At 71.1% G+C, this 26,281-nt stretch carries 21 protein-coding genes; 18 read left to right on the top strand and 3 right to left on the bottom strand.

The genetic code is table 11. The features are described 5' to 3' along the window. The first annotated feature begins 45 nt into the window (after positions 1-45). The 7 genes from OG618_RS16875 (at position 46) to OG618_RS16845 (ending at position 7,933) form a co-directional block, all read left to right on the top strand. Entirely contained in the window at positions 46-1,302 is a 1,257-nt protein-coding gene (locus tag OG618_RS16875; RefSeq protein WP_329488273.1) for an ATP-grasp domain-containing protein, read from the top strand. Then, complete coding sequence (locus OG618_RS16870; protein WP_329488272.1) at positions 1,295-2,536, top strand: ATP-grasp domain-containing protein; 1,242 nt, start codon at positions 1,295-1,297, stop codon at positions 2,534-2,536. The genes OG618_RS16875 and OG618_RS16870 overlap by 8 nt, the downstream gene beginning before the upstream one ends. After that, positions 2,533-3,273 (top strand): GNAT family N-acetyltransferase, encoded by a 741-nt coding sequence (locus tag OG618_RS16865; protein WP_329488271.1) that lies wholly within the window; start codon positions 2,533-2,535, stop codon positions 3,271-3,273. Before OG618_RS16870 ends, OG618_RS16865 begins: the two co-directional genes overlap by 4 nt. 143 nt (positions 3,274-3,416) lie before the next feature. After that, entirely contained in the window at positions 3,417-4,757 is a 1,341-nt protein-coding gene (locus OG618_RS16860; RefSeq protein ID WP_329488269.1) for a hypothetical protein, read from the top strand. 66 nt (positions 4,758-4,823) lie between these two features. Beyond that, positions 4,824-6,044, top strand: coding sequence for an ATP-grasp domain-containing protein (locus OG618_RS16855; protein WP_329488268.1), 1,221 nt, complete (start codon positions 4,824-4,826; stop codon positions 6,042-6,044). Positions 6,045-6,226: 182 nt separating this feature from the next. After that, positions 6,227-7,171, top strand: a complete 945-nt coding sequence (locus OG618_RS16850) for an EamA family transporter (RefSeq protein ID WP_329488266.1) — start codon at positions 6,227-6,229, stop codon at positions 7,169-7,171. Positions 7,172-7,480: 309 nt separating this feature from the next. Then, the gene (locus tag OG618_RS16845) at positions 7,481-7,933 is read left to right on the top strand and encodes a very short patch repair endonuclease (RefSeq protein ID WP_329492148.1); all 453 of its coding nucleotides are present in this window, start codon (positions 7,481-7,483) and stop codon (positions 7,931-7,933) included. Here the strand turns inward: OG618_RS16845 and OG618_RS16840 are convergent. After that, positions 7,926-9,263: a DNA cytosine methyltransferase gene (locus tag OG618_RS16840; protein WP_329488265.1), complete on the bottom strand. Its 1,338-nt coding sequence runs from the start codon at positions 9,261-9,263 to the stop codon at positions 7,926-7,928. The two genes, OG618_RS16845 and OG618_RS16840, sit on opposite strands and share 8 nt — an antisense overlap. Before the next feature lie 424 nt (positions 9,264-9,687). Between OG618_RS16840 and OG618_RS16835 the strand changes: the two genes are divergently transcribed. From OG618_RS16835 to OG618_RS16820, 4 genes are all read left to right on the top strand, one after another. Continuing rightward, complete coding sequence (locus OG618_RS16835; protein WP_329488264.1) at positions 9,688-11,100, top strand: PIN-like domain-containing protein; 1,413 nt, start codon at positions 9,688-9,690, stop codon at positions 11,098-11,100. A 90-nt stretch (positions 11,101-11,190) separates the two neighbouring features. Continuing rightward, a complete protein-coding gene (locus OG618_RS16830) occupies positions 11,191-13,716 on the top strand; it encodes an ATP-binding protein (RefSeq protein ID WP_329488263.1) in 2,526 nt (841 codons plus the stop codon). After that, a complete protein-coding gene (locus OG618_RS16825; protein ID WP_329488262.1) occupies positions 13,713-15,482 on the top strand; it encodes a DEAD/DEAH box helicase family protein in 1,770 nt (589 codons plus the stop codon). The genes OG618_RS16830 and OG618_RS16825 overlap by 4 nt, the downstream gene beginning before the upstream one ends. 5 nt (positions 15,483-15,487) lie before the next feature. Further along, the gene (locus OG618_RS16820; protein ID WP_329488260.1) at positions 15,488-16,096 is read left to right on the top strand and encodes a hypothetical protein; all 609 of its coding nucleotides are present in this window, start codon (positions 15,488-15,490) and stop codon (positions 16,094-16,096) included. Positions 16,097-16,892: 796 nt separating this feature from the next. On the opposite strand, the gene OG618_RS16815 is transcribed toward OG618_RS16820, so the two are convergent. Further along, complete coding sequence (locus OG618_RS16815; RefSeq protein WP_380383597.1) at positions 16,893-17,522, bottom strand: hypothetical protein; 630 nt, start codon at positions 17,520-17,522, stop codon at positions 16,893-16,895. Between the two features lie 290 nt (positions 17,523-17,812). On the opposite strand from OG618_RS16815, the gene hemL reads away from it, so the two are divergent. The 7 genes from hemL (at position 17,813) to OG618_RS16780 (ending at position 24,828) form a co-directional block, all read left to right on the top strand. Further along, positions 17,813-19,144 carry a glutamate-1-semialdehyde 2,1-aminomutase gene (gene hemL, locus OG618_RS16810; RefSeq protein WP_329488258.1) on the top strand — a complete coding sequence of 444 codons (1,332 nt, stop codon included), beginning with the start codon at positions 17,813-17,815 and terminating at the stop codon, positions 19,142-19,144. Between the two features lie 62 nt (positions 19,145-19,206). Further along, a complete protein-coding gene (locus tag OG618_RS16805; RefSeq protein WP_329492147.1) occupies positions 19,207-19,854 on the top strand; it encodes a histidine phosphatase family protein in 648 nt (215 codons plus the stop codon). 110 nt (positions 19,855-19,964) lie between these two features. Further along, entirely contained in the window at positions 19,965-20,573 is a 609-nt protein-coding gene (locus OG618_RS16800; protein WP_329488257.1) for a TlpA disulfide reductase family protein, read from the top strand. Next, positions 20,570-21,343: a cytochrome c biogenesis CcdA family protein gene (locus OG618_RS16795; protein WP_329488256.1), complete on the top strand. Its 774-nt coding sequence runs from the start codon at positions 20,570-20,572 to the stop codon at positions 21,341-21,343. The genes OG618_RS16800 and OG618_RS16795 overlap by 4 nt, the downstream gene beginning before the upstream one ends. A 2-nt stretch (positions 21,344-21,345) precedes the next feature. Further along, a complete protein-coding gene (gene resB / locus OG618_RS16790; RefSeq protein ID WP_329488255.1) occupies positions 21,346-23,163 on the top strand; it encodes a cytochrome c biogenesis protein ResB in 1,818 nt (605 codons plus the stop codon). A 3-nt stretch (positions 23,164-23,166) separates the two neighbouring features. Continuing rightward, on the top strand, positions 23,167-24,300 hold the full coding sequence (gene ccsB, locus OG618_RS16785) for a c-type cytochrome biogenesis protein CcsB (protein WP_329488254.1): 1,134 nt from the start codon (positions 23,167-23,169) through the stop codon (positions 24,298-24,300). Positions 24,301-24,423: 123 nt separating this feature from the next. Continuing rightward, the gene (locus OG618_RS16780) at positions 24,424-24,828 is read left to right on the top strand and encodes a hypothetical protein (RefSeq protein ID WP_329488253.1); all 405 of its coding nucleotides are present in this window, start codon (positions 24,424-24,426) and stop codon (positions 24,826-24,828) included. A 55-nt stretch (positions 24,829-24,883) separates the two neighbouring features. Here OG618_RS16780 and OG618_RS16775 read toward each other — a convergent pair whose 3' ends face one another. Beyond that, positions 24,884-25,936, bottom strand: coding sequence for a ScbA/BarX family gamma-butyrolactone biosynthesis protein (locus OG618_RS16775; RefSeq protein WP_329488252.1), 1,053 nt, complete (start codon positions 25,934-25,936; stop codon positions 24,884-24,886). Between the last annotated feature and the right edge of the window lie 345 nt (positions 25,937-26,281).

The raw sequence follows: 26,281 nt of genomic DNA, 5'->3' as shown, positions 1-26,281 counted from the left end.
CGCCCCTGATCATGTCGCGCACCCGTCCGTGAGGGTTGAACACTGATGTCTGAACAACTGCCCGCCTCGCGCGGGCGCGTCCTGATCGTCGAGCCGAGTTCGTCAGGGGTCGCCCTGCTCGCGGAGGCGCACGCGCTCGGTTTCGAGACCGTCGTGGCGACGGCGGACGTCGACGACCGGCGCCTCCCGGACGCGGCCCGCACCCACGTCGACCGCCTGGTCGTGGTGGACACCAACGACGAGCAGGCGCTGGCCGAGGTCGCCGCCGCGCTCCACGCCGAGCGCCCGCTGGCGGGCATCGTGCCGGGCTTCGAGTTCTACGTGGACACCGTGGCGCGGCTGGCGCCGGCCCTGGGCCTGCCCGGCCTGCGGGCCGACACCGCGCGCGGGCTGCGCAACAAGGCCACCATGCGCCGCCTGGTCGAGGCGGCCGGGCTGCGGGTGCCCCGGCACGCCGAGGCCACCGACGAGCGGGAACTGCTCGCCGCCGCGGCCCACGTCGGCTACCCGGCGGTCCTCAAGCCCACCGAGTCCGCGGGCAGCATCCACGTCAGCCGCGTCGACTCGCCCGAGCAGCTCCTCGCCGCCTTCCGCAGCCTGCGCGCCGACCACCGCACCGACCTCGGCCGGGTGCTGGACGGCCCGGTGCTGCTGGAGGAGTACCTGGACGGACCCGAGGTCAGCGTCGAGGGGTACGTCGAGAACGGCCGCGCCGTCGTCCTGGCGGTCACCACCAAGATGCTCGGCCCGGAGCCCTACTTCGTGGAGCTCGGCCAGATCATGCCGCACCCGGCGGCCCCGGAGGCCCGGGCGGCCATCGACGCGTACGTCGCCGGCGTCTGCGAGGCGCTCGGCGTGACCCGGGGACCGTTCCACTGCGAGCTGCGGCTGCCGGCGGGGGAGCCGGTCCTGATCGAGCTCGGCGCCCGGCTGGCCGGCCACCGCATCCCGAACCTGGTGGAGGCCGTCACCGGGATCTCCCAGGTGCGGATCATGCTCGCCGGCTACACCGGTCTGACCGCCGAGGAGGTGGGCGCCGAGTCGGCGCCGACCGCCAAGTACGTGGGCATCGCCTGCTTCACCGCCTACGGGCTGACGCGGTACCAGCACATCGAGGGGCTGGACGAGTTGCGCGACCACCCGGACACCCTGGAGGTGAAGCTCTACGTCCGGCCGGGGGAGCCGATCCCGCCGGCCGAGGACTTCCGCTGCTTCCTCGGCCATGTGGTCTACAAGGCCGAGTCGTACGAGGACGCCGCGACGCGCTGGCACGCCGTCCGGGACGAGGTGCGCTTTGTCTAGTCGAGAGATCCCCCAGTACCTGGTCGTCAACCGCTTCGACGACGAGTTCGGCGAGTACCACCGGTTCGTCGAGCCGGGCAGCTGCCGGCTGGCGTACATCACGCTGCCGTGCGGCCTGCCGATCCTGGACGAGGAGAGCGCCCTCGACCTCGTCGTGGTCGACGACCTGGAGATCGGGACGCTGCTGCCGATCGCCCGCCGCCTCGCCGAGCTGCACGGCGGCTTCGACGCGATCGTGGGCCCCTCGGAGTACGACGTGCTCTCCACCGCGCAGCTGCGGGAGGAGCTCGGAGTCCCCGGTTGGCGGCCGGAGTTCGTGACGGCCTTCCGCGACAAGGCCCGGATGAAGGACCTCGTCGGCGGCGCGGGCCTGCGGGTGCCGCGGTTCTGCCGGCTGGACGCGGGCAGCACCGCCGCCGGGATCGCCGCCGAGGTCGGGCTGCCGCTGATCCTCAAGCCCCGGGCCGGCTGGTCGGCGCGCGGTGTGGTGCTGGTCCGCGACGAGGCCGAGCTGGCCGCGCTGCTGGTCGAGCAGGGCGCGGAGCTCGAAGGCTTCGAGTGCGAGGAGTACGTCGAGGGCGCGATCCTGCACGTGGACGGGATCCGCCGGGACGGCAAGTTCCACTTCGTCAGCGCGTCGGAGTACATCAACACCTGCCTGGACTTCCTGACCGGCACGCCGCTCGGGTCGGTCCTGCTCGACCCCGGCGCCCGGCTGGACCGGGTCACCGAGTTCACCGGCGGCTGCCTGGACGCGCTGGACCTCGTCGACGGCCCCTTCCACCTGGAGCTCTTCGACACGCCCGGCGGCGAGCTGGTCTTCCTGGAGGTCGGTCTGCGCCCGGGCGGCGCGGAGGTGCCCTTCGTGCACCGCGACCTGTTCGGCATCGACCTGTTCGCCGAGGCGTTCCGGGCCACCATCGGCCTGCCGCCCGCGGTGCCCGCCGAGGCGCTGCCCGACGGGGTGGCCGGCGGCTGGGTCAGCATCCCCGAACCGCGGCCGTACCCCAGCACGGTGGTGTCCCGCAGCTCGCTGCTGGGCACGGTCGACGAGGTGTACGCGGAGGTCGTCCCCGACGTCGGCACCGTCTTCGACGGCAGCGGCGGGTACGAGCACATCGGCGGCCGGTTCCGGCTGCGCGGCACCGACCACGCCGCCGTGCGGCGCGCGGCGCTCGCCGTGATGGACCGCTACCGGCTGGTGGTCGAGCACGAGGGGCCGGACGCCCGATGACCTCTGCTCTCACCAGTCCGGTCGGGATCCTGATCGCCCGGGGCGGGCCGGACATCGACGAGGTGAAGATCCGCCGGGCCGGCCCCGCGCACCTGGCGGCGGTCCGCGAGCTGACCGGGGCGGCGGGTGCCGCCCTGCCGGTCCGGCCGGAGGCGTTCCACGCCGAGCGGATCGAGGAGTTCTGCCTGGTCGAGCAGCTCGGCACGGTGATCGCTTGCGTCGGCGTCCACCGCACCGACGAGGGCGCCGAGCTGTACGACCTGGCGGTGGCGCCGGACCGGCGGGGCATCGGCCTCGGCCGGCTCCTGGTCGCCGCCGTGCTGCTGATGCTCAGCGGCGAGCCGGTGGCGGAGGTCCGGGTGGAGCCGGGGGAGGCCCGGGAGTGGTTCACCGGGCTCGGCTTCACCGAGCTGTCGCCGACCGTGCTGCGCCGGGACACCGCCGGCGGCTACGACGCGCTGGAGACCCTGGGCCGGATCGCCGACCTCCAGATCGAGTTCCAGCGCTCGGGCCGGACGCTGCGCTGGGAGCCGTCCTCCACCGCGCTGCTGATGTTCGCGCAGCGCGGCGGGCTGAAGCCCGAGTCGCTCTGCTGGGCCGGGGTCTGCGGGACGTGTGCCGTCCGGATCAAGCGCGGCACCGTCAGCTACAACACCGACCCGGGCGTCGACCCCGAGGACGACGAGGTGCTGCTCTGCATCACCCGGCCGGTCACCGACCTGGTGCTCGACCTCTGAGCGGACCGTGACCGGCACGGGGGCCGGTACGGGGGCGGCCGCGGACAGGGGCGCCGGCACCGGGGGTGCCGGCGCCCGTGGGCGGCCGTGCGGGACGCGAGTACGGAAGCGAGTACGGAGAACGTGATGACGGAGAACAGACGATGACCAACCGCGTGACCGAGGCGTACAACGCCGCCTGCAAGATCCCGGGCAACGGCCTGGTCGACGTCATGCGGACGCTGGCGGCGAACCCGGCGATCCCGACCTGGAAGCGCCCCTACCCGCCGCGGCCCAACTTCGTCGAGGAGCGCGAGATCCGCGCGTTCGCCGACGACCTGATGGCCCTGCTGGGCATGCTCACCACGCTGCCCGACCGGCTCTTCGACGGCGACCTGGACCGCTTCCTCGACGCCGTCGGCGTGCACGGCGCCCGCGCCGAGCTGATGCGCCGCCACGCGCACCAGACCCCGGTGGTCTTCGGCCGCGCCGACGTCTACCACGACGGCGACGCGTTCAAGCTGCTGGAGTTCGGCATCGGCAGCGACCTCGGCGGCTGGGACTGGGCCGGCGAGGTGCCGCGCGGCCTGCTGGAGATCGACGCCTTCGCGGCCTTCGCGAAGGAGCACGGCCTCGGTTACGTGCACACCGGCCGCGAGACGGTGCGCACCATCAAGGAGGCCGCCAAGGCCGTCGCGGGCGACCGCGAGCCGGTCGTCGCGATCATCGAGGGCCCGGGCGGCCTGGACACCTTCGGCGCGGCCACCTGGTACAACGTGCACCGCGTGATGCGCGGCCTCGGCCTGGACCTCCACCTCGGCGAGCTCGACGACCTCCAGGTGAAGGACGGCCGGCTGGTGCTGGACGGCCACGTCATCGACGTGGTGTGGCGCGCCTTCGACACCGACCAGCTGCTGGAGGACCCGGCGTTCGTCGAGCTGGCGGAGCCGGTCTTCCGGGCCCACGAGGCGGGCACGGTGCTGCTCTGGCACACCCTGCAGAGCAACCTCTTCGGCGAGAAGGGCTGCATGGCGCTGCTCTCCGACCCGCACTACGCGAGCGGCTTCACGGCCGCCGAGCGGCAGGTCATCGACCGCGCGCTGCCCTGGACGAGGTCCCTCCAGCGCGCCGAGGACCTGCTGGTCCCCGGCCGGCTGGACGACCTGATGGCCCGCCGCGACACCCTGATCCTCAAGCCCAACAACCTCTTCGGCGGGCACGGCGTCGTCGCCGGCTGGGAGACGGCCGAGGACGCCTGGCGCACGGCCCTCACCGAGGGCGCGGCCGCGGGCTGCGTGGTGCAGGAGCGGGTCGTCCCGCGCACCGAGTCCATGGTCGACCCGGCCACCGGCGAGGAGCGGCCCTGGCAGACCCTCTGGGGCGTCTTCTACCAGCCGGACGGCTACGCCGGTGCCCAGGCCCGGGTCGTCCCGGCCGGTTCCACCGAGGTCATCGGGCACCGCTCCATCGACCAGGTCCACACCGGCTCGGTGCTGACGTACTGAGCCGTCCGCGCCGAACCGCCGTACAGAATCAGGATGGGTGAAGTGAGAACGTCGGAAGACCACGGAATGTCACACGTCATCGTGATGAACCGTTGGAAGGACACCTACGCCGACTACGCGGCCTACCTCGACCACACGCGGTGTGCCGTCACGTACATCACCAGCCCGCTCGGGCGCGGGGCCGTCCCCGAGGGCGCGGCGGAGGTCGTGACCCTGGACGACATCCAGGACCTCGCGCAGCTGCGGGCCGCCGTCCTCGGCCTCGCCGAGCGCCACGGCACGCCGGACCGCCTCATCACGCTGAAGGAGGAGGACCTGGAGAACGCCTCCGTCGTCCGGGCCGAGCTCGGGCTCCCGGGGATGCGGCTCGACGAGGTCCTCGCGTTCCGCGACAAGGTCGTCATGGGCGAGCGGATCGCCGCCGCCGGCCTGCCGATCCCGGCCTTCGCCGCGGTCTCCGCGGCCGAGGACATCACCGCCTTCGCCGCCGAGCACGGCTGGGACCTCGTGGTGAAGCCGCGCGACGGCAGCGGCAGCGCCGGCGTCGTGGTGGTCTCCGGCCCGGAGGACCTCGACCGGATCGAGTTCGGCCGCTGGAAGCTCATGGCCCAGGTGCGCAACCCGCACCCGATCTGCCACGTCGACGGCGTGTTCGACGGCGAGCGGCTGCTGGTCTGGCGCGGCTCGCGCTACGTCAACACCTGCCTGGACTTCGCCCAGGGCACCTTCTACGGCTCGATCGAGGAGGCCGATCCGGAGCTGCACCGGATCATCGGCGAGGCCACCGAGCGGTACATGCGCGCCCTCACCGACCGGGCCACCCCGTTCCACCTGGAGCTGTTCCTGGAGGAGACCGGGACCGGGGCCACCTGCTCCTTCCTGGAGACCGGTGCCCGGGTCGGCGGCGCGGAGACGCCGTTCCTCTGGCGCGAGGTGCACGGGTACGACCTGATGAAGGCGGCGTTCCACCTCCAGCTCGGGGTGCCGCTGGAGGAGGGCCCCGACTGGGACACCCAGGACGTCGCCGGCTTCCTGGTGGTGCCGGCGCCCGCGCCCCGGCCGTGCCGCTTCACCCACATCACCTCGATGGTCGGGCGGACGCCGGGTCCGTACGCCGAGTCGCTGGCCAAGGTGGGCGACGTCCTGCCGGTCGCGCACGGCTACGAGCACGTCGGCGGCCGCTTCCGGTTCCGCGGCGCCACCGCCGAGGACGTCCTGGAGTCGATCACCGAGACCTTCAAGGGCTACACCGTCTCGGCGGAGACCGTGGAAGCCGCCGCGGTGTGACGCCGGCTCGGGAGCCCGGTGTCCCGGATCTCCGGCCGCCCGGCCCGTACATCTCGCGACGGCCTGTCAGGAGGCCCGCGACGTGCGTACGGTGACCGTGGCGGACGGCCGTGGGCCACCCCCCACGGCCGGATCCGAGACCCGAGACCTGCGCCGAGTACCCGCGGAAGGACCACCACCTCATGCCCCCAGCGACCACCACGACGGGCCGTGCCCGGAAGGCACTTCCGGGCACCTACGGCGCCGCCGCCCTCGCCGTCGGCGCGATGATCTGCGTCCAGTCCGGTGCCGCGGTGTCGACCTGGATGTTCCCGACGGCGGGGCCGCTCGGCACCGCCTCGCTGCGGCTCGCCTTCGCGGCCGCGATCATGCTGATCTGGGCCAGGCCCCGGCTGCGCGGGCGCAGCCGGCAGGACCTCCTGCTCGCCGCCGCGCTCGGCGCGGTCAGCGCGCTGATGACGATCTCCTACTTCGTGGCCATCTCCCGGATCCCGCTCGGGGTCTCCAGCGCGCTGGAGTTCCTCGGGCCGCTCGCCGTCGCCGTGGCCGGCCTGCGCCGGCGGATCGACGTGATCTGGCCGCTGCTCGCGGTCTGCGGCGTGCTGGCGCTGACCCAGCCGTGGAACGGCTCGGTCGACCTCGTGGGGCTCGCCTTCGGGGCCCTGTCCGGGGCGGCGCTCGGCGGCTACGTGATCTTCACCCAGCGCGTCGGCGACCGGTTCTCCGGCGTCGACGGGGTGGCCATCTCGCTGTCGGTGGCGGCCCTGTGCGCCGCGCCCTTCGGGCTGGTGCAGGCCGTGCCGGTGCTCACCCCGGGCATCGTGGCCGGGGCGGCCGGGGCCGCGGTGCTGCTGCCGGTCCTGCCGTACGTCCTGGAGATGCTGGCGCTGCGCAAGCTCACCACGGCCGCGTTCGGGACGCTGCTGAGCTTTGAGCCGGGCTTCGCCACGCTGATCGGCTTCGTGCTGCTGCACCAGACCATGAGCCTGCTCCAGCTCGCCGGCGTCGTCTGCGTGGTCGCGGCCAGCCTCGGCGCCGTGCGCCGCGGCGAGCGCACCCCGGAGGCGTCCGCCGGCCCCGGATCCGACGCGGCCGTCCCCGCGCCGGAGAAGGCCGCCACCGGCTGACCGGCCGGTAACCCGCCACCGTCCGCCCCGGAGCACCCGCCCCGGGGCGGACGCGCGTGCGGTCCGTTCGAGGCCGGCCGCCAAGGGCGGCGGTGGCCTTCACCACCTTCCCGGGCGGGTGAAGGAACCCTGCTCAAGGCCGCCTGGACGAAGCATCTTGGCGGACTCTTGAGGAGCGGCACTAGGCTGGCACCGACTGATGGGTGGAGCAGCGCTGAGGACTGCGGAAGGCGTCGCGCCAGGCGTCGAAGGGGGTCCTCCCGAGCAACAGGAGCCGGTACCGTGACCAGTGGCACACCGGACCAGTCGGTGCCGGACTGGATCCCGCCGACCGGATCCTGGGCGTCGTCGGCGGCCAACCGCCGGAGCATGCTGGGCAACCGCAGCCGGGACACCCAGCCGGAGCTAGCGCTCAGGCGGCTCGTCCATGCGGCAGGACTGCGGTACCGCGTGGCGGCGAAGCCTCTGCAGGGGATGCGTCGCAGCGCGGACCTGGTATTCCGGTCCACACGGGTCGCGGTGTTCGTCGACGGCTGCTTCTGGCACGGGTGTCCGGAGCACTTCGTCCCGCCCAAGACGAATCCGGACTACTGGCGGGACAAGATCGGCCGCAACGTCCAACGCGACCGGGACACCGATGCCCGCCTCGCGGCCCAGGGCTGGCTCGTCCTGCGCTTCTGGGAACACGAGTCGGCGGAGGCCTGCGCGCCGACGGTGGTGGACAGCGTCCGCCAGCGGCGCGCAGGCGGCACCGTCAGCTGACCTTTCCCCGGTGCTGGGCGAAGTAGTCGTGGCGGGCGTGGTCCTGCTGGCCGATGAAGGCCTTGAACTCGCCGAGCTGGTAAGCGAGCTCGCCAGAACTGCGGGCTGCCTTCTCCACGTGGAAGTCCCGCTCGATGTGGGCGATGCGCCGCTCGATCTCCGGCACGGGCAGCTTCTTCCCGCCGGATCTGGCGATGAGGTCGGCGATCCTCTGGGCGGTGAGGGCCTTGTCCGGGTGGTGGCGCAGCAGGACGTAGACGGGGTCGAGGTCCGGGCGCCCCGACTCGACCGAGTCAGGGCGCTTCTTCTCCTTCTGCAGAGCGCTCGCGATCGCCCTGCCGAGAGCCTCCGCGACCGGCGGCGGGAAGGCGTTGCCGATCTGGCGGTAGACCGTGGTCTTACGACCTGGGAACTCCCAGTGGGCGTTCTCGCCGCACCAGCCCTGGATCCGGGCGACCATGGCCGTGGTCAGCCTCGGAATGTGGTCGCCGTCCTTCTCAGGGCCCGGGGCGGTGTCCGCGACGCCCATCCCGTCGACCCCCAGTTTCAGCCAGGCGGCCTTGGCCCTGGTCGGGCCTAGGTCCGCGCCGCCGTGCTTCTTGGAGCCTCCGACGATGGTGGGGGCGATTGCCGAGGCCTTCTTGGCCCAGGCCTCCACGTGTTCAGCAGCCCAGTCATTTGCTTCCATGAGGTCCTTGAGAAGCTCCCCCACGGTGGGGGCCGGCACCGTGGACGGTTCGGGCCACTGGAAGTACTCGGCGAACTCCTTCCGCAGGGCGACCAGGACGAACCGCGGCCGCAGCTGGGAGACCCCGAACTGGTGTGCCTCCAGCAGGCGCCACTCACCGACGTATCCGGCATCGTGGAGCAGCTCGAGGATGTGCTGCCGGTAGGCGGAGAAGCGGTTGCCGCTCAGACCCTTGACGTTCTCGAGCAGCAGGGCCTTCGGCTGGATGTCCCTGCACAGGTGCACGGCCCAGGCGAACAGGTCGCGCTCGTCGGTAGCACCGAGCTGGTTGCCGGCGATGCTGAAGGGGGGGCAGGGGACGCCTCCTGCGAGGAGGTCGACATCCTTGTGCGCAGCGTGATCCCAGAGTGACTCATCGGCCACGTCCCCGACCCGGACGACGGACTCGGCCTCGCGATCAGCGTCCTCGGGACTGGAGCCCTCCTCCTTCAGGAGCCGGGCGAGGTTGTGGCGGAGGGTCTTCGCGGCGTTCTCGTCGAGCTCAAGGGCGAGCTTGTGCCTGAACCCGGCGTTGTGCAGGCCGAGGGACTGACCGCCCGCGCCCGCACAGATCTCGACCACCTCAAGGCGCTCAGATGCCATGAGACCTCCTCTCGGTGGCGCCGCACTCAGGGCGGACGCCGACGTGTTCCTCTGCCATCGGCAGCCGTCTGCTCGCTATTGCCGGTGACAGCCGTGCCAGCACTAGCCCGGGCCGGCTCGTCCGGTAGTCGCGGCAGCTCTACGAGCAGGCGCTGCCAGTAGAACCAGAAGCGTAGGCGACAGCACTGACACCGCCCAAACGCCGGACCTGCGTGGACAAGGCCGTCTCAGTCGTGGTCGGGGCGTCCTGCTGTCCCAGCCCTGCGCTCCCGGGCAAGATCGAAGGAGTGTACGAAGGATGCCTGTGTCGTAGTCACGAGGGTGGGGAGCCCGTCGCGGCGACTCCGCTCCGTAATTGCGCCTTGACGGGTTTCACTTGCCTCGACAGGATAGGGAGCCCGCAGCCGGGAGGGACGGAAGAAGCGTGGGCCAGGCAGATCTACCACTGGTGGAGCAGTTCAGATCCTGGATCCTCCCCGACGGCGGTGCGCGCGAGGCTGACCGGAAGGCGTTCTTCGAGGACGCTGTCGTCGTGCTCGACACCAACGTGCTCCTCAGCCTCTACGAGTACAACCCTGCTGTGCGGAACCAGGTCCTGGCGGCTCTCAAGCAGATCTCCGAGCACCTCTGGCTGCCCTACCAGGTGGGGCAGGAGTTCGTGCGCGGTCGGCGCCGCGTGATCATCGCGCGCAGCAAGGAGCTCGGCGGTGCCGCGGTCGTCATCGACCGACACCTGCAGCAGGCCTACAAGGCTGTCGAGGCTGCCAGTGGCCACGTGAAGCACTTGCTGAAGAAGTATGCCAACGACGATGCTGCGCAGAGCATTCTGGATGCAACGGTCAACCAGGCGACGTTCAAATCCCTGCTGGCCGAGTGGCAGGACCTCCTGAAGGGGCATGCCAAGCGGCTGAAGTCCGACCACGACCTCCTGCCTTCCGCTGTCGAGTCGGACGATCCGGTCCTGCCGGAGGTCGCAGCGCTGTTCGGGGACCGTATCGCGCCGCCGACGGATTATGCGGTGGTGCAGCAACGGCTGGAGGAGGCCGTCTCCTTTCGGTTCCCGAATGAGATCCCGCCAGGATTCGCTGACGCCGGGAAGGGGAAGCCGCTGGACCAGGTGGGCGACTACCTCGTCTGGGCTGAAATCCTGGACATGGCAGCCGATCCCGAGGTGAAGCGGGTCCTGTTCGTATCCGCTGATACGAAGAAGGACTGGTACGAGGAGCTCGACGGCAAGGACGCTAAGCGCCCGTGGCCGCAGCTTTTCGAGGAAATTCGGCAGAGGACGGGGGCAGAGCTCCGTATCGAGCAGCCGGGGCAGTTCTTCCAAGGCGTCGAGGAGTTCCTCGCACCGACAATCGAGCTCACCACTGCCACCTACGACGAGATCGACCGGGCTGCGGAGGCGGTTGCGCAGCGCAGCACCGAGGGCCTTCCTGCGGTAAGGGACGACAATGCCCACGCCGCCGTGCCGCCGGACGGGCTAGCCGTTGAGGCGTACCGGGCAGCAGGGCTCACCACGAGGGCGGCTCGGCAGTTCGCGGAGTCGGAGCGCCGCCGCCACTTCCAGTGGTGGCTGATCGGGGCGACGGCCGAACTCGGCTTCCGGGCTCCCGCCGACGAAGAGCCGCTGGTCGATGTCTGTGCGGCGGTCCGGTCGAAGGTCCGGCCGGCACCGGAGTGGCACCCGGGAACGGTGCTGGCACAGGGCGAGTGGCCCTACCGGAGCGACACCTGGGTGGCCCCGTGGTTCGTGCAGCTGGTGCGCGAGCTCGGCGAGACCGACCGGTTGCCGCTGCAGCGCCTGGCTGCGCGACAGGTGCAGTCGAGGGCCTGACCGCCAGTGCCTACCTCGACAGATCGCAATAGGCCGCTCCACTGACGGTGTGAGCCCAGTGACCGACCTCGAACACGGAGCCCGCAGAAGATGGCGCACAGGCCGATCGATATCACTCCCAACCCGCAGGTGCTCGTGGCGCTCACCCGCACCCCGATCCTGCCGATCGACGCGCTGAGCGAGCTCATCGACAACGCCGTCGACTCCTTCCGGACCGCAGCCACCTCGGGGGCTCCGTCGGCGGTACGCCAGGTGATCATCGAAGTCCCAGGGCCTGCCGAGGTCGCCCGGGCCGAAGGGATGATCCGCGTACGCGACACCGGACCGGGTCTCACCGAGAGCCAGATCGCCAACTCGATGCGGGCCGGCTACACCTCAAAGAACCACTACGACACCCTCGGCCTGTTCGGCATGGGCTTCAACATCGCGACCGGGAAGCTCGGGCGCATCACGCGGGTCATCTCCGCACGCGCGGAGGACGACCACGCGGTCCAGGTCACCCTCGATCTGCCGGAGCTCATGCAGTCCCAGACCTTCTCGGCTAGGGCCGAGCAGATCGAGAAGCCGGCGGGCCTGCGCCACGGGACAGTGGTCGAGATCCGGAGCTGGTGGCCGGACGGCGACGCCAACAGCGGCTTCATCCGAGAGCTCGCGAAGATGTCGAAGAAGACCTTGCGCAGTCGGCTCGGGAGGCGGTACGCCAGCCTGCTGCGACCGGGGGCGGCAGACCCGGTGGTGATCACCGTCAACAACGAGCGCTGCCAGCCGTACGAACACTGCGTGTGGTCGCCGGAACGCTTCGTCGAACGGCGAGCCCACGGCAAGATCCCCGCTCGTATCAGTTTCGACCAGGTGATCAGCAGCGCTCGGCGTTGCCTTCACGACGGCACGGACTTCGGAGACCAGGGTGCCTGCCCGCGGTGTGGAGGCGTGGAGAGCCGGGAGATAAACCACCGGGTACACGGGTGGGTCGGCATCCAGCGCTTCGACGACCAGAACGACTTCGGGATCGACCTGATCCGCAATGGGCGGGCCATCCGCCAGGCGGAGAAGACGGCGTTCTTCGAGTTCTCCGATGAGACCACCGGGCGTGCTGAGCGCGAGTACCCCGTGGACCAGCAGTACGGCCGGATCGTCGGTGAGGTCCACCTCGACCAGGTGCCGGTGGACTTCCAGAAGCAGCACTTCCAGCAGGCCTCGGACGAGTGGCAGGAAGCCATCGGGTTCCTGCGAGGCGGCTCGCTGCTGCCGAACAACTGGAATGACGGCGTGGTGAACGAATCGCCTGTGTCGCTGCTCTTCCAGGGCTACCGCAAGGTCCGCAACTTCGGTCGCGGGGACATGTACATGGGTCAGTACAACCCCGCCAAGGGCAAGGCTGACCGGATCCCCCGCAGTGTCGAAGCCGACTACTACCAGCGCTTCCTCGACCGGGTGCCCGGCTACTACGACGACGCCAAGTGGTGGGAGCTCGTCGAGGCGGCCGGGGAGCCGCCGATCCAGGTGCTCCCGGAATGTGCGGAGTGCGGTTTCCAGAACACGTCGACGGCCGAGGAGTGCGGGGGCTGTGGGGAGGTGCTCGACGGCAAGCCGTGCCTGGACACCGGATGCGGCAAGCAGATCCTGCGCTCGGCGACGGTCTGCCTGCACTGCGGCACCTCCCAGGTGCCCAAGGTGCAGCTGCCGTGGAAGTGCACCTTCTGTGCACTGGAGAACAAGGCGGGCGCCGAGCGGTGCGAGGCATGCGGGCATGTCAAGGACGCCCCCCATCCAGCCAGTCCCGAGGCTCTGGACGCGGTGTCCTCCGACGCCGAGGAGCTCAGCGCGGACCAGGTGGCTGTCGTACTGGCGGACGGGAAGGCGAGCAGCCCGCTCGACGTCCGCGTCCGTACAGCGCACCGGCCGATCCTCCCGGCCTTCGGGCAGGCCGCCGTTCCGCTCGTCACACGCGCAGACACCCGGCAGATCACCGTCTACATCGATCCGACCCACACGGTGTTCACGGCGATGGGGCTGAGGCCCGAGTACCTGATCGCGACCGAGGCCGCCCAGTTCTTGCACTCCCTCCACCGCAACCTGCAGAGCCGTCCCGGACACACGGTGGCGGTCCTCACCGCGGAGGTCCTCAGGAAGGGGTGGGGGGACGCGGTCACAGACAGCGCTGACAGCGTCCGGACCGCGATCAAGGCTCTCTTCGACCAGATTACGGAGAGGATCCTGCGGGCTCCGTACGCGGACAGCTTCTATGACGAACTGGATGCCGGCCAACAGCTGGCGCTTGCCGATTCCATGATCAAGTCAGGGGCGGAGCTCACGGAGCTCGGGCGCCTCAGGGCTACCGGTGGCTTTCTCCGTTACTGCGACCGGGAGACGGTCACTGCCTTCTTCGCCCACCATGCCGAAGGCTGGTTCAGCGGCCTGGTGTGGGAGGATCCGTGGCCCAGCGAGCAGGAGGCGGGGCCGGTGATCGCCGGGAAGCTGCAGGAGGACCTTCGGGTGAAGTACCTGCGCTGCCTGGAGGACTGCGCTTCGTACCTCCGGTACGACCAGCCGGAGCGGCTGATCGTCGTCCGGGCACGTGCGGCCGTCGACTTCCTGGTCGGAAAGCTCGCATGACCCAGCGCATTGTCACCGACCTCAATCTGGCCGGGACAGGTTGGCAGTCCTTCGAGCGGACCGTTCAGCGTCTGATCACGGCACGCGGTTACTCGGGGGTCCAGCTGGCCGGCGCCTCCGGCGATGGCGGAGCCGATGTGATCGGCAGCCTCAAGGGGCGGCGATGGCTGTTCCAGATGAAGCGGTGGCGGTCCCCGGTGGGGCCCGAGGTCATCGCGCAGACCGTCGACGCCTGTCGGCGCTACGACGCGGAAATCCCTGTCGTGGTCAGCTTGAACGGGTTCGAGGCCTCAGTCAGAGCCCAGCAGGAGCAGCTCGCGGCGAAGGGTATCCCCCTGCAGCTGTGGGACCGGCGCACACTCCAGCGGCAGGCGGACCGTATTCCGGAGACTCCGCCCGCGCTGCAGGATCCGCAGCGCCTCCAGCTCCGCCCTTACCAGGGGCGGGCTGTCGACGGACTGATGGACGAGCTGGTGAACGGCGCCCGCAGTGCGCTCATCGTCCTTGCGACCGGGCTCGGCAAGACCTTCGTGGCTGCCGAGTTCCACCGGCGTGCCCGTGCCCTGCGGCCCGGGGCGAGAACGCTGGTCCTCGCGCACCGCAATGAGCTCGTGTACCAGCTGGAGCGGGCCTTCTGGCCGCTGCTCCCGGCCTCGGCGGCCACCGGGGTGTGGAACGGCTACGAGCGCCCGGACAAGGACGCCCTCAACGACCTGGACGTCGTGTTCGCCTGCGTGGACAGTGTCGCTACTGCCGTCAGGGCTGGACGGGACCTGCCCCACTTCGGGCTCGTCGTGGTCGACGAGTGCCACCATCTCGGCACCGCCGCCTACGACGCGGTGCTCGGCGAGCTGTCGGCCGCCGACGGGGGGGCGTTCCTCCTGGGGATGACCGCGACGCCCTGGCGGCCCGACGGGAAGTCCCTACGGAACTGGTTCGACTTCCCAGTCGTGGATATCGACATGGTGCGCGGACTCCGTGAGGGGTACCTAGCCAACGTCGACTACCGGATGTTCACCGACAATATCGACTGGGACGCACTCGCGGCCGGGCTCAGCAAGACCGCGCCCGCGCTCACCCCCCGTGGTATCAACCGCACTGTCTTCATCGACGAGTGGGACGACGCAGTCGTCGACCGCCTCGCCGAGGCGTGGGCCGAGCAGAAGAAGCCCAGGGGCATCGTCTTCTGCGGGACAATCGACCACGCGGAGCGGATGGCAGGTCGGATCAACGCGCTCGGGTTCACTAGCGCCGAGGTGATCGCGTCCCGGACGGCACAGGGCAAGGCGGTGGACGCGGCCACCCGGAACCGTGTCCTCTGGGACTTTGCCGACGGCCGTACCGGCATCCTGTGCGCGGTGGACGTCCTCAACGAAGGGGTGGACGTCCCTGACGTCAACATCGTCGTCTTCCAGCGGGTGACTCACAGCCGACGGATCTTCGTCCAGCAGCTCGGCCGTGGACTCCGTCTGGCTCCCGGCAAGGAGAGGGTGGTCGTCCTCGACTTCGTCTCCGACATCCGCCGTTTTGCCGCTGGCCTCAGCCTGCAGGAGTCGCTCAGCGCCCGTATCGGTGCCGCTCGCGACCCCCGGGTGACCATCGGCAGTCAGGTCAGGTTCATGCGGGCCAACCGCACGGACCAGGAAGGCGAGCAGTTCCTCCGTGAATGGCTCGACGACCTCGGGGCGGTCGAGGATGCCGGGGAGGATGTGCACATCCTTCGCTACCCGCCTGACAGCTCGATCACGGCTGCGTCGAAACGATAGGACTGGTGAACGTGACAGACCGCCGACCCGACCCCGCGTCAGACTGGCACCGGCTCAAGCCGGACACGCTCCTTGCGGTTCAGGGCGTCCTCGGCCTGCTTGAGAAGGAGGATGCCGACGCCCAGAACCTGCTGGACGCGTACCTCTACGCGAAGCGTCTGCTGGCTGAGTCGATGCAGGCCCTTGTACGGACCGCTCTTCCTGAGGCGTGCAGCACCTTCTCGGACCTCCGTACGCAGCTTGCCGAGCGTATGGCCGAGGAGTACGGCGAACGGATCCCGCAGCGCTACCTGACCGTCCCCTACGGCAGCCGGACCCATGAGGAGCTGTTCGCCATGCTCCTGCAGCGGATACGGCAGCCGGTGGGCGCTGCCCTCCTGCGGGTGGTTACGGGGGACTCTGTACACACCGAGCGCCGTACCCGTGAGCTGCGGGAGTTGGGCCTCGACATCGTCACCAGCCGTGAGGGCGGAGGCGATGTCTACACGCTCAGGTCGCTCGATCTCGACATCTCGCTGATCCCGACGATCATCATCAACAACCTCCGGGACAAGAAGGCGCCTGCCCGTGAGAAGGAGGCGGTCTTGGCGTTGCTCCCGCAAGCCGCTGGCTGACCCCCGACCCGCCAGTGGAAGGCTGATGGCGTTCTCAGCGTGGTCCGGCCTGCCGCCGTCGGCCTGGCGGACCGGGCCCGCCAGGTGCTGCCTTGGAGCCGAATCCCGAGCTTGCTCAAGCCTCCAGAGCGGTTTCCGCAGTCGGGGTCTGCAGCGCGATGCTCGCCTTTCTGCCCCCTGGCGGAGCCCAGTCCCCGCGACGACCTCCGCCGGGGGGCAGTCAGCCCGGAAGCCGGGCAGGAAGGTGAGCGTGCCAGTGCTTCGCCTGGCCGGTAGCCAAGGCTGATGCGGCAGCCGGCCATCGATGGCTGTCGGGGATCGGCGTCAGTCCTAGCCCCGTCAGCCATCGTTAGGGCCAGAGCGCCTTTCACGCTGGATCCGCTGTTCGGTCGGCGTTGGTGTGCCAGAGCGGGCCGCCGAGGCCGAGGCGCGGTCGAGCGCTCCCGCACCCGCTCCGCCTCGTCTTCCTGGGCCGCGTGACGCCAGTGGCAGCGTCAGGTGGTGCTCGGGCTGTGCGGAGCGCTCGGGGGCGCCTTCATCTTCGGTATCCCCCGTGGGCGGCGCCGCGGAGCAGACAATCAGCACATCGCAACGGCCGCCATGACAGGCGTCTAGCGCTGGTAACCAGCGCTAGACCAGCCAGGCGTTCGCCCTGGGTGATGAGTTCGGTCGCCGACCAGGCATGTCCGTGTCGTCCTGCAGGGCTTCTCCAACGGCTGCGGCATCCGCAGCCGGGTGCCACCGTCCGCCCCGGAGCACCCGCCCCGGGGCGGACGCGCGTGCGGGCGGCGGGAGGTTACGGCCAGACCAGGCAGTACAGCTGGTGGCCGGCGTCGTGGAGGCGGTTGGCGAAGTCCTGCCACTCGTGCAGCATGCTGTAGATCACGAAGGCGTCCCGGGGGCCGCGGCGGTCGGGCACGGTGGACCAGATGAACGCGGCGGCGCCGAGTTCGGTCTCGTCGGCCTTGCGCAGCGGTTCGACGACGTTCTGCGGGAGCTGCACCACCGCGTAGTCGGGGTGCAGCACGACCAGCTCCAGCGGCGGCACCTGGTGCAGCGGCACGCCCTGGATGCCGGTGAGGACCATGGCGCTCATGGTCTCCGGCTTGATCTTGGTGGAGAGGTGCCCGTTGGGCGAGCCGCTGGTCTCCATCAGGTCGCCGAGCCGCCCCAGCGAGCCGAGCTCGCCCGCGTCCAGGCCGAGCCCTCCGGGGCCGAGCGCGGTGGGGACTCTGGCGGCGGTGGCGCGGTCGGGTGCGCCGAAGTACTTGTACGTCACCCCCACGCGTCCCTCACCCCGCCTCTCGCCACCGCGACCGCCACGCCCCGTACCCGCTCCCGTACCCCCGCGTGCGGCCTCGGCGGGGCGGCGGGGGCCACCCGCGGCCTCGTCGTAGCCGTCCTGCGCCTCGGACACTCGGACCATCCTCACCGGAATTCGCCGGAATCGACAGACCCCCGCACGTCCGGCGTCCCACCGGTCGTGCTCCTTACCCGTCATGCGCCGCCGTACCCAGTCATGGCACGCGGCAGTCCTCTTCACACCCCTGAAACACCGGAGCTTGCGCACACCCGGAGTACACAGTCTGACTGGTCCGTGCAGCCGGGGTCGCCAGGACCCCCGTTGTACGGATAACCGTACAGACTTCGTCACCCGGATCATCGTTCCAGATGATGAGGTCCGACATGCAGAGGTGAAGGACACGATTTGAGACCATGTCTCCCGTGAGCTACCCCTACGAAGCCCCCCAGTCCCAGTCGCTCTTCGACCGCGCCTCGGTCGTCACGCCCGGCGGCGTGAACTCCCCGGTGCGCGCCTTCCGCGCGGTCGGCGGTACGCCGCGCTTCATGGTGTCCGGCAGCGGCCCCTACCTCACCGACGCGGACGGCCGCGAGTACGTCGACCTGGTGTGCTCGTGGGGCCCGATGATCCTCGGCCACGCGCACCCCGCGGTGATCGACGCCGTGCAGCGGGCCGTCGCGCACGGCACCTCCTTCGGCACGCCCGGCCAGGGCGAGGTCGAGCTGGCGGAGGAGATCGTCGCCCGGATCGCCCCGGTCGAGCAGGTCCGGCTGGTCTCCTCGGGCACCGAGGCGACCATGTCCGCGATCCGGCTGGCCCGTGGCTTCACCGGCCGGGCCAAGATCGTGAAGTTCGCCGGCTGCTACCACGGTCACGTGGACGCGCTGCTGGCCGCCGCCGGGTCCGGTGTCGCGACCTTCGGCCTGCCGGACACCCCGGGCGTCACCGGCGCCCAGGCCGGCGACACCATCGTGCTGCCGTACAACGACCTGGCCGCGGTCGAGCAGGCCTTCCGGGCGCACCCGGGCGAGATCGCCTGCGTGATCACCGAGGCCTCGCCCGGCAACATGGGCGTCGTCCCGCCGCTGCCCGGCTTCAACGGCGGTCTGGCCCGGCTCTGCCGGGAGAACGGCGCGCTGTTCATCTCGGACGAGGTGATGACGGGCTTCCGCGTCTCCAAGGCGGGCTGGTACGGCCTGGAGGCGGCGCACGAGGGCTGGGCGCCGGACCTCCTCACCTTCGGCAAGGTGATGGGCGGCGGCTTCCCGGCGGCGGCCTTCGGCGGCCGCGCGGACGTCATGGGCCACCTGGCCCCGGCCGGCCCGGTCTACCAGGCCGGTACCCTCTCCGGGAACCCGATCGCCACCGCGGCGGGCCTGGCCCAGCTGCGCGGCTGCACCGACGAGGTGTACGCCACGGTGGACCGGGTGGCCACCGAGCTGTCGGCGATGGTCTCCGGCGCGCTGGCCAAGGAGGGTGTGGCGCACCGGCTGCAGACCGCCGGGAACATGTTCTCGGTGTTCTTCACCGAGGCCGCGGTGACCAACTACGACGAGGCGAGGACCCAGGAGGCGTTCCGCTTCAACGCCTTCTTCCACGCGATGCTCGCCGAGGGCGTCTACCTGCCGCCGTCCGCCTTCGAGTCCTGGTTCGTCTCGGCGTCCCACGACGAGCGGGCGATCGAGCGGATCGCCGCCGCACTGCCGGCCGCCGCCCGCGCGGCCGCCGAGGCCCAGCCCGCGTAGCCGCGGCCGACCACCAGGAGTACTGAGAAGTGAGCACCAACGACACCACCGTCGTCCACCTGATGCGACACGGCGAGGTGCACAACCCGGAGGGCGTCCTGTACGGCCGCCTGCCCGGCTACCGGCTGTCCGAGCTGGGCCGGCAGATGGCCGACCGGGTCGCCGAGGACCTGGCCGGCCGGGACATCACCCACGTGGTGGCGTCCCCGCTGGAGCGGGCGCAGGAGACCGCCGAGCCGATCGCCAAGTCGCACGGCCTGGACCTCGCGGTCGACGAGCGGCTGATCGAGGCCGACAACATCTTCCAGGGCAAGACCTTCGGGGTCGGCGACGGCTCGCTGAAGAACCCGGGCTACTGGAAGTACCTGACCAACCCGTTCAAGCCGTCCTGGGGCGAGCCGTACCTGGAGCAGGCGGTGCGGATGATGGGCGCGCTGGCCGCCGCCCGGGACGCCGCGCGCGGCCACGAGGCGGTCTGCGTCAGCCACCAGCTGCCGATCTGGATCGTGCGTTCCTTCGTGGAGCGCCGCCGGCTCTGGCACGACCCGCGCAACCGCCAGTGCTCGCTGGCCTCGCTGACCAGCTTCACCTACGAGGGCGACCGGATCGTGTCCGTCGGCTACCGCGAGCCGGCCCGCGACCTGCTGCCCGCGCACCTGGTCGGCAAGGGCGGGAAGAGCAAGCCGGTGGGTAAGAGCTTCGGCGCCTGACCGCCGCCGGGTGGTCTGGCCCAGCCGCAGGTCAGAGGGGGTTCGACACGGAATGTCGGACCCCCCCGAACCTGCCCGGAACTCCATGCGAAACTTTTCACATGTCTGGCATGACGCGCCCCCGTCCCCGTGTCGCCGCAGCGGCCGCCGCCACCGCCGCCGCTGCCGCGCTCGCCCTCAGCGGCTGCAGCTCCTCAGGTTCGTCGGCCAGCGGTGACGGCCAGATCGGCTTCGTCTCGGCCAAGGGCAGCAACATCTCCAAGGCCGCGGTGGGGCACCGCCAGGACGCGCCGGACCTCTCCGGCACCACCCTGGAGGGCACCCCGGTCAAGCTCTCGGACTACCGGGGCAAGGTCGTCGTCCTCAACGTCTGGGGCTCCTGGTGCGGGCCCTGCCGGGCCGAGGCGGACGACCTCCAGCGGATCTGGGACAAGTACAAGGACCAGGGCGTCCAGTTCCTCGGCATCAACACCCGGGACCCGGAGATCACCAACGCCGTCCGCTTCGAGCAGGAGCGGGGCGTCACCTACCCGAGCCTCTACGACCCGGCCGGGACGCAGCTGCTGAAGTTCCCCAAGGGCAGCCTCAACCCGCAGTCCGTGCCGACCACCATCGTGGTCGACCGGGAGGGCAGGCTCGCCGTGCGGGCCGTCGGCGGCCAGCTGGACGACGGCCTGGAGTCGATGCTCCAGCCGGTCCTCGCGGAGCAGCAGCAGTGAGTGCCGCGGCCCAGCTCGCCGACACCACCGGGACCATCCAGAGCGGGGCGCTGCTGGTGGCCGCGCCGATCGCGCTGGTGGCCGGTCTGGCGTCGTTCTTCTCGCCGTGCGTGCTGCCGCTGGTGCCCGGTTACCTCTCCTACGTCACCGGCTTCTCGGCCGCCGACCTCGCCGACGCGCGCGGGGCCCGGCGCGGCCGGATGCTGCTCGGGGTGCTGCTGTTCATCCTCGGCTTCACCGCCGTCTTCGTCTCCACCGGCGCGCTGTTCGGCTTCTTCGGCTCGACCCTCCAGGAGCACCGGCGGGTCATCTCGATCGTGTTCGGCGCGCTGACCATCGTGATGGGCCTCGCCTTCATGGGCCTGGTGCCCGGGCTGAGCATGCGCGAGGTGCGCTCGCACCGGCGCCCGGCGGTCGGCCTGCTCGGCGCGCCGATGCTGGGCGTGGTCTTCGGCGTCGGCTGGACGCCCTGCCTCGGCCCGACCCTGGCCGCCGTCCAGAACCTGGCGCTCAACGAGGCCGACGCCGGCCGCGCCGCGCTGCTGATGACGGCCTACTGCCTGGGCCTGGGCGTACCGTTCGTCGTGGCCGCGGTGGCCTTCCGCCGGGCCCTGGGCGCCTTCGGCTGGGTCAAGCGGCACTACCCGCTCGTCATGCGGATCGGCGGCGGCATGCTCGTCGCGGTCGGTCTGCTGCTCGTCACCGGGGTCTGGGACTCGATGGTGAACGAACTGCAGTCCTGGACCGCCGACTTCCAGATCGGAATCTGACCGTGAGCAAGACCACGACCGATACCGAGCTGCCCCCCCAGGCGGTCGAGGACGCGGCCGAGCGGCTGACCAGCGCCCCGGTCGAGTCGGACGGCCCCGGTGGGATAGGGGCGTTCGGCTGGCTGCGCTGGATGTGGCGCCAGCTGACCTCGATGCGGGTCGCGCTGATCCTGCTCTTCCTGCTCTCGCTGGCCGCCATCCCGGGCTCGCTGATCCCGCAGAGCGGCCAGAACGAGTTCAAGGTCGAGACCTGGAAGGCCCGGCACACCACGGTCGCGCCGATCTACCAGAAGCTCCAGCTGTTCGACGTCTACAGCTCGGTCTGGTTCTCGGCGATCTACATCCTGCTGTTCGTCTCGCTGGCCGGCTGCATCGTCCCGCGCACCTGGCAGTTCGTCGGCGTGCTGCGCGCCCAGCCGCCGGCCGCGCCGCGCAACCTGACCCGGATGCCGGTCTACGCGGCCTGGCGCACCGAGGCGGACGCCCGGGAGGTGAACGCCGCCGCGCACCGGCTGCTGCGGCGCCGCCGGTTCCGGGCGAACCTGGCCGGCGGCGCGGTGGCCGCCGAGAAGGGCTACCTGCGCGAGGTCGGCAACCTGGTCTTCCACCTGTCGCTGTTCGCGCTGCTCGGCGGCTTCGCCTGGGCGAGCCTGGCCAGCGGCACCGGCGGCAAGCTGATGGTCGCCGGCGAGGGCTACTCCAACACGATCACCCAGCTCGACGACTTCACCGGCTCGCGGTTCTACAGCTCCCAGGACCTCGACCCGTTCTACCTGAAGCTCAACGACTTCACCTCGCGCTTCCAGACCAAGGGCGACCAGATCGGCGCCGCCCGGGAGTTCACCGCGAACGTCGAGTACTACTCCGGCAGCGACGCGTCGAAGCTGAAGCAGGGCTCGATCGAGGTCAACCACCCGCTGGAGATCGGCGGCAGCAAGGTCTACCTGATCGGCCACGGCTACGCCCCGGTGGTCACCGTGCGCAACGCCGCCGGAACGGTGGTCTACACCGGTGCGACGCCGTTCCTGCCGCAGGACCCCAACCTGACCTCCACCGGCGTCATCAAGGTCTCCGACTACGGCGAGAAGGACGGCAGGCGGACCCAGATGGGCTTCTCCGGCTTCTTCCTGCCGACCGCCCCGGTGGCCTTCGACGCCAACACCGGTCCGCGCTCGCTCTTCCCCGGCGACGCCGACCCGGCGCTGGTGCTGAACGCCTTCGCGGGCGACCTCGGCACCGACTCCGGCCTGCCGCAGAACGTCTACCAGCTCAACACCAAGAACCTGACGCAGCTGCAGCAGGACGGCAAGATCGCCAAGGTCCGGCTGAAGCCGGGCCAGGCGTGGGACCTGCCGGACGGCTACGGCAGCGTCACCTTCGAGGGCTACAAGCAGTGGGCCAGCTTCAACGTCTCGCACCGCCCGGGCAACGCGATCGCCCTGACCGGCGGCGTGCTGGCGATCCTCGGCCTGATCGGCTCGCTCTTCGTGCAGCGCCGGCGGATCTGGGTGCGCGCGGTGGCGCTGCCCGGCGGCGGCACCCTGGTCGAGCTGGCCGGGCTGGGCCGCAGCGAGTCGGCGAAGACCGCCGAGGAGCTGGCCGAGCTGGCGGTCGACCTCCAGGACGACGCTCCGGCGGCCGACGAGCCGGACTCCGGCGCGACCGGTCCCCACCGGCCGGATGAACCCGCCGGGGCCGTCGAGGCCGCCGAGCCCGATCAACCCGCCGAGCCCGCCGGGCCCGACGGGGCCGCAGCGGCCCCCGAGCCCTCGGCACCCGCAGACCCCGCAGTCCCTGCCGACCAGAACTCCAAGGAGTAGACGGTGCATCTCGCCTCGGCGGTCGACCCACAGCTGGCCGACCTGTCCAACAAGCTGATCTACTCGGCCATGGCCGTCTACCTGATCGCCATGTTCGCCTACATGTTCGAGTGGACGTTCGGCTCCAAGGGAGCCGTCGCCGTCCGTTCGTCCGCGCAGGCGGGCCTGGCCGAGACCGTCGCCGAGGCCGCGCCCGCGGCCGGGAGCGGCAAGAAGGTGACCGTCACGGTCGCCTCGGCCGGCGGCGGCACCACCACGCTCACCCGCACCGCGCTGGCGGGCGAGGGCGCGACGGTGGTCACCAGCGGGCGCGGCGACGGCGAGGTCGACGGCCCGGGCGCGGCCGGCACCAGCGAGAAGGCCGACCTGTCGGGCCGGATCGCGATCTCGCTCACGGTGCTCGGCGCCATGCTGCACGCGGGCGGCGTGGTCACCCGCGGCCTCTCGGTCTCACGCTGGCCGTGGGGCAACATGTACGAGTTCTCCTGCGCCTTCGCGCTCGCCATGACGGTGGCCTTCCTCGGTCTGCTGCTCACGAAGAAGCCGGTCCGCTGGCTCGGCCTGCCGGTCACCCTGGCGGTGCTGCTGACCCTCGGCATCGCCGTCTCGGTGCTGTACACCGAGTCCGAGCAGCTCGTCCCGGCGCTCCACTCGTACTGGCTGGCGATCCACGTCTCCACCGCGATCATCTGCGGCGGCGCCCTGTACGCGGCGTTCATCGCGACCCTGCTGTACCTCGGCAAGGACTCCTTCGACAAGCGGATGGCGGCCGGCCTGGCCAAGGGCCCGCTCGGCACCTCGCCGTCGATCTGGCGCCGGCTGCCCGCCGCCTCCACGCTCGACAAGCTGTCCTACCGGATCAACGCCCTGGTCTTCCCGCTCTGGACCTTCACCATCATCGCGGGCGCGATCTGGGCCGAGGCCGCCTGGGGCAAGTACTGGGAGTGGGACCCGAAGGAGACCTGGTCGTTCATCACCTGGGTCGCCTACGCCTGCTACCTGCACGCCCGCGCCACGGCGGGCTGGCGGGGCCGCAAGGCCGCGTACCTCGCGGTGCTGGCCTTCGCCTGCTACCTGTTCAACTACTACGGCGTGAACATCTTCGTCACCGGCAAGCACTCGTACGCGGGGCTCTGACCGGGGCTGCACCACCCACCGGCCCGGCGCTCCGACCAAGGAAGCCGGGCCGTGGTGCGACAGGGGTAGTTCGTGCCGGCCACCCGGTCCGGCACGGGGAGGAACCGAGGAGGAAATCGCGCAATGGAGTGCGACGAGGTCATGCTGACCGTCCGAATCACCGCCGCCGAGCGCACGCTGCTCCGCAGACTCGCCCAGGGGCACCGCAGCGACGTGTCCGAGGTCGTGGCCGACGGCCTGCTGGACATCATTCCGACGCTCAGCTCGCAGGCGGACGCCTACCGGCTGCTGGGCGCCCTGACGGCCCCCGCGCCGTGCGCGCTGACCGTCTGGCTGCCGACGCCGCTGGCCGATCTGCTGGTGCCGGGGGCGGCCCGGATCGCCCAGGTGACGCAGGTGCGGATCGGCTCGGCCAGCGCCATGCTGGGCGCCGCGCTGCGGCTCTGGCTGGCCCAGGACCCGACCAGGCTGGCCGCCAACCTCAGCGTGATGCACGCCGGCCGCCCCGCGGCGCTGGTGGCCGCCTGAGGGTGCGGACGAGGGGCCTGCCGGCCGCCCGCCGGCCCCGGACACCGGTCCGGGGTCAGCTGGCGAGCGGCAGGCCCCTCGCGCGTCCGGAGCCGGCGGGGCGGGTGTCCCGGGCCTCCTGCCGGGCCGGCTCGGTCAGCAGCCGGCACTCGGCCGCCGTCCGGCCGTCCTGGACCAGCTGGACCCGGACCGGTACCCGCCGGCCGTCCGCGCCGCTCTCCCGGACGGCCCGCACCAGGCAGGGCCGGTCCAGCTCGATGAGGCGGTCGAACGAGGACAGCAGCTCGACCGGCACCACCGGCTCGGGGTGCCGCAGCCGCTGGGCGGCCTGCCGGGCGGCCTCCAGCACCAGCATCCCGGGGACGTGGTCAGCCGCCGGGTCGAACAGCACCGGGTGGCCGGGGTCCACCCGCAGCAGCCAGCTGTCCGGCGCGGGGGACGCGCCGAGCACCACGTCGGCGGACCGCTCGCGGCCGACGAGTTCGGGCGCGGTCGGCGCGGACAGCGCCGCGGCCCGCATCGAGGGCGCGCCGGACAGTCGGGAAGGCACCGGCCGGGGCCCCGGACCGCGCAGCCGGGCGTAGGCGGCGGGGGAGTGCACTCGTAGCTCTCCGGAGCCGTGGCCGACCGGACGGCCGTCCCGCTCGACCTCGACGTGCACCCGCAGCGAGGCCGGTCGGCCGTGCCGCATCCGGACGTCCTGGCAGCCGACCTTGAGCATCAGCGAGGCCGGTCCGGCGCCCACGGCGAGCCCGTCCAGCCCGGCCGGGCCGAGCGTGAAGCAGAGTTCGTCCAGCGTGAAGTGGTGGCCGCGCGGCACGCCGAAGCCGACGTGGCCGATCAGCAGACCGGCCTGGCGGACGGTCTCGGCCATCAGCAGCGGGTCGTGGTGCCGGTCGTCCGGCAGCCGGTAGAAGCCGTGCAGCCGCGGCCATTGGGCGCCCAGCAGGAAGTCGTAGGGGCCGGCCGACTGCCAGCCCGTGATGAGGACGTCGGAGACGCAGGAGCGGTGGACCAGGTGCCGGGAGACGGTCCGCTCGTGGAAGTCGTAGCCGGGACCGGGGTGGGCATAGGGGATGCCGGCGTCCGGATCTACGATCAATGGCATGACTGGCCCCACTCCCGGGTCTCGGCCGACCGGCCGCGCAGACGGCCTCGGTAAAACATACAGACCACCCGGTTTGCGCACTACTGGCGGGGTCGTCGCTGCCGAGCACTCCGCGTGATCACGGTACCCGCGGGCTGGACTGCGGGAACGTGCCGAGGGGAGTAGTCCGCGCCCCGGACGGGCGCCGATCCCCCCTGGACGGCGGCGTCGAGCGAGGGGCTAGATTAGATACCAACCATGCGGTTTGGGATGGCCCGTCCGCATGCGAGGCGTCGCACCATCGACGACGACGCCCTGAGAGCAGCCGGGCGAGCCGCGATCTCGCCGGCGCCGAGGCCGGAGGGG

The organism is Kitasatospora sp. NBC_01246, from assembly GCF_036226505.1.
Taxonomy (GTDB): Bacteria; Actinomycetota; Actinomycetes; order Streptomycetales; family Streptomycetaceae; genus Kitasatospora.
Note: the sequence above shows the minus strand (reverse complement) of the source record. Positions and strands in the feature narration are given on the sequence as shown.